Source organism: Acinetobacter sp. ANC 5378 (genome assembly GCF_013004315.1).
In the GTDB taxonomy this organism is placed as follows: domain Bacteria; phylum Pseudomonadota; class Gammaproteobacteria; order Pseudomonadales; family Moraxellaceae; genus Acinetobacter.
Map to the genome: position 1 here is coordinate 1 of NZ_JABERK010000063.1, position 3,896 is coordinate 3,896.

4 protein-coding genes are annotated in these 3,896 nt (G+C 35.4%); 2 read left to right on the forward strand and 2 right to left on the reverse strand.

Features of this window, described 5'->3' with window-relative positions:
• Positions 1-656 precede the first annotated feature (656 nt).
• Both ppk1 and HLH16_RS13120 read left to right on the forward strand, forming a co-directional pair.
• Positions 657-2,735 carry a polyphosphate kinase 1 gene (ppk1, locus tag HLH16_RS13115; RefSeq protein ID WP_171529654.1) on the forward strand — a complete coding sequence of 693 codons (2,079 nt, stop codon included), beginning with the start codon at positions 657-659 and terminating at the stop codon, positions 2,733-2,735.
• A 118-nt stretch (positions 2,736-2,853) separates the two neighbouring features.
• Positions 2,854-3,081, forward strand: a complete 228-nt coding sequence (locus HLH16_RS13120; RefSeq protein WP_171529655.1) for a hypothetical protein — start codon at positions 2,854-2,856, stop codon at positions 3,079-3,081.
• 32 nt (positions 3,082-3,113) lie between these two features.
• Here HLH16_RS13120 and HLH16_RS13125 read toward each other — a convergent pair whose 3' ends face one another.
• Together HLH16_RS13125 and HLH16_RS15960 are read right to left on the reverse strand one after the other, a co-directional pair.
• Positions 3,114-3,491: an HD domain-containing protein gene (locus tag HLH16_RS13125; protein WP_350644077.1), complete on the reverse strand. Its 378-nt coding sequence runs from the start codon at positions 3,489-3,491 to the stop codon at positions 3,114-3,116.
• 320 nt (positions 3,492-3,811) lie between these two features.
• Positions 3,812-3,896: integrase core domain-containing protein (locus HLH16_RS15960; protein WP_350643881.1), on the reverse strand; the 85-nt coding region annotated here is incomplete at its 5' end.

Consider the following 3,896-nt stretch of genomic DNA (forward strand, 5'->3'; position numbering starts at 1 on the left):
TCATTTGAATGATTTCTTCTTGGTCTACGTGCCATAAAATACTCCATATATTGATGTTTATAACATCATTTGGGGAGCAAAATATCACTTATAAGTGTTGTTCAAATTTCCTGATCCACCTCTGCCTAACTTAAATAAAAAAGTCTCCGACAAACCCGGTACGGTTCAATACTGACTAAACATTAATTGTGCATGTGCAGAAAATGAGCACCCCATGAGCACTAAACTTAAACTCAATATTTGTGGTTTTATATTCATCATGATTTTGAACAGTTGTTAAAATTTAAAATAGATTAATTTTTATACATGACATCACTATGAATAACTGATGACAGTTTTAGTTGAAATCGCTTTTCTAGAAAGTTCCCCCATTAAGCCTCCAAATTGTCTCAGTTTGAATCAATATTCCCCTGTTCTGCTAAATTCAGATAAAAAGTCTATATATCAGCCAGATGAAACAATAATACAATACGATTTCATAAATCTGTCATTAAGTAGTCACAGAATACTCAATTGAATAAAGTTCAATTCTTAGCCTTCCCGCAGACCTGGTCATTTTTTATTTACAAAAAATTAATTGACCTCTTCCAAAGGTTTTAGGGAATTTTTTATTAAGTTTTCTTTAGTACTGCAATCTAACTTTATAAGAGCCATAAATGACTTCCTTGAATGTGCCTTCAAACTCTTCATCACATCCGTTAAAAAAGTATATAAATAGAGAGCTTTCACTACTTGAGTTTCATAAGCGGGTGTTGGTACAGGCGAAAGATACTGAATACCCTTTACTTGAACGATTAAATTTTTTAATTATTTTTTCAAGTAATCTTGATGAGTTTTTTGAAATACGAGTTGCCAGTTTAATGCAACAAATTAAACTTTCAAATCATGCTAGAACTCGTCCAGATGACTTATTAATCTCAGACATAGTCACCACCATTTCCAAACTCGCACATGAAGCTGTCGAAGAACAGTATAAAATTCTTAATTATAATCTCTTACCGCAACTGCAAGGACATGGCGTTCATTTCATTCAGTATGGTGACATCCTTCAAAAACATAAAGAATGGATTAAGGATTATTTTCATAATGAAGTTCAACCTGTGGTTACGCCTATCAGTTTAGATCCAGCACATCCCTTTCCTCGGCTGGTGAATAAAAGTTTAAATTTTATTGTAACTTTAGAGGGTAAAGATGCTTTTGGACGAAAAATTGATTTGGCGATTGTTCCCGCACCACGATCATTACCTAGATTAGTGAAGTTACCTAAAAGTATTTCCGGTGAGGCTGAACACTACATTTTACTTTCAGCCATTATTCAGCAACATATTCATGAATTATTTCCAGGCGTTACAACAACGGGATGTTATCAATTTCGGGTCACACGTAATGCAGATTTAACCATCTCAGAAGATGTTGAAGACTTAGCGATTGCCTTAAAAGGTGAACTATCCTCGCGACGCTTTGGTCGCGCTGTAAGACTTGAGGTGACTAAAAACTGCCCTGAAAATATTACTGATTATTTACTTGGACAATTTGATCTTGAGCAAGAGCAACTCTATCGTATTGATGGCCCGCTTAATCTAGTCCGTTTTATCTCAAACTTCAATTTGCCCGAATTACGTTTTAAGCCCTATATTCAAAAATCACCCAAAGTGTTATATAGCAAGAAATCGATATTCGATGTATTAAAAACTGAAGATATTTTATTGCACCATCCCTTTCATTCATTTTCTCCTGTCATTAAATTGCTTAAAGAAGCCGCACATGATCCACATGTTTTGGCGATAAAACAAACCCTTTATCGTAGTGGTGCAGATTCGGAAATTGTCCAAGTTCTTGCTGAAGCCGCACGAAATGGTAAAGAAGTCACCGCTGTGATTGAATTACGGGCACGCTTTGATGAAGAATCTAATATCGAAGTGGCCAATGTATTACAAGAAGCAGGTGCAGTGGTGGTCTATGGAATTGTCGGTTATAAAACCCATGCCAAAATGATTCTGATTGTCCGCCGTGAAATGGATAAAATTAAACGTTATGTTCATTTAGGTACAGGAAATTATCATGCGACCAATGCCAAAATATATACAGATTACGGACTACTGACCAGTGATGCTGATATGTGTGAAGATGTCCATAAAATCTTCCAAGAGCTCACAGGTATGGGGAAAATGGTCAAATTGAAAAAACTTTTTCATGCACCATTTACCCTGCATTCTCAATTGATTGAACTCATCGAAACTGAAATTGAAAATAGCAAAGCAGGGAAAAAAGCGCAGATTATTATTAAAGTAAATGCCTTAACTGAACCTCAACTGATTGATGCTCTATATAAAGCTTCACAAGCGGGCGTTAAAATTGATTTAATCGTCCGTTCAATTTGCTGCTTACGTCCACAAGTGAAAGGACTTTCTGAAAATATTCGAGTCCGCTCAATTGTAGGACGCTTTTTAGAACATACCCGCGTTTATTATTTTTATCATCAGGGTGAAAACAAACTTTATTGCGCCAGTGCGGATTGGATGGGGCGTAATTTATTTTCTCGCATCGAAACCTGTTTCCCAATCGAAGATAAAAAACTTCGTAAACAAATTCTGGAAGATGGATTAATGAATTACCTTCAAGATAACCGTCGAGCATGGGAACTTCAAGCAGATGGAACATGGATACAATGTTCACCGAGTCTGGGCAAACCCGTCTATATTGCACAACAGCACTTATTAAATCATACGTCTTAATTAACCTGGGCTGATTACGCTACAAATTATTAGCCCTTGAATTCTTTAAATTGTACTTTAATATAATCTAAATAATTGAAGATTAAATTAAAAACCCAAAACTAAATGGTTGAAATATATGAGTGATATCAGCGTAAAAAAAATCAATAAATTAATTGAAGAGTTTGAGCAAGAAGGAAATAAAGTAGACCGATTGGAAATAGGTTATAAAACCTATGCAGCCTTGATGTTAGATCAGAAATTTGCTGATAAAGTAACAAAATCAATGGAAGATCCTAAAGATCGGCTTTATAAAAAAATAAAAATTAAGCTGCTTACTGAAAAACATTATTTTAAAATCAAGTAAAACAAGGGCTTTTACTTTTTCAAGATGAAGGATCAGATCAAGTCTGAACTAATACTTTCTGGCAGTCGTGACAAGTCCATATTGTCACTCAAATCAGCTAACTTCACTTCACAAGCAATCGGGTTTTTAATCGTACGTTGCACCGCTTGAAAGCGATTTTCGCCGTTTACTTTAGTCACAGCGATAATCGCATCTATAACGTTTTGATCAAAGCCCAGAACTTTGAGTTCCTCTATTGTCGTTGGTGTATCTTCTAAAATATCGTGAAGGACAGCACAGATTTTTCCCTGAGCATGTTGTACATTTTGCATAACTCGTAGAGGATGTTGAATATAATCTTGCCCTGCTTTATCTACTTGTCCTGCATGACGCTCGTGTGCGAATTTTATTGCCTGATCTAGATTTGAAATATGCCGCCCTTCTTGTAATTCCCTCTCTTTTCTTTTTAATATTAATCAATTAGCTTTATTTTTTCTATAACAACAGGCACTTTAACGACATAATATGTCGTACTTCAAATAAGACTATGCTTGTTATCAGTTCATTCTTTCAAGAATATTTTTAATTCGAAGATCTCTTGCCATTTTTCCCAAGTTCGTTTGTGGCTCCAAAGAACGCATATATTCAACATCCACCTCTATATGATAGATCCTTCCTATTGATGGAATATCTTTACCTACACATAAGCCATGGTAATCCTCCCATAAATAACCGAAGTTAAAAGTAGAGGTTAAGCAGCCATTAAAGGTGGCTTTCCTTTGTTAGCCTGATGTGGTCTTTCATGATTGTAATGCCACAGCCAACTTGTTGCATAA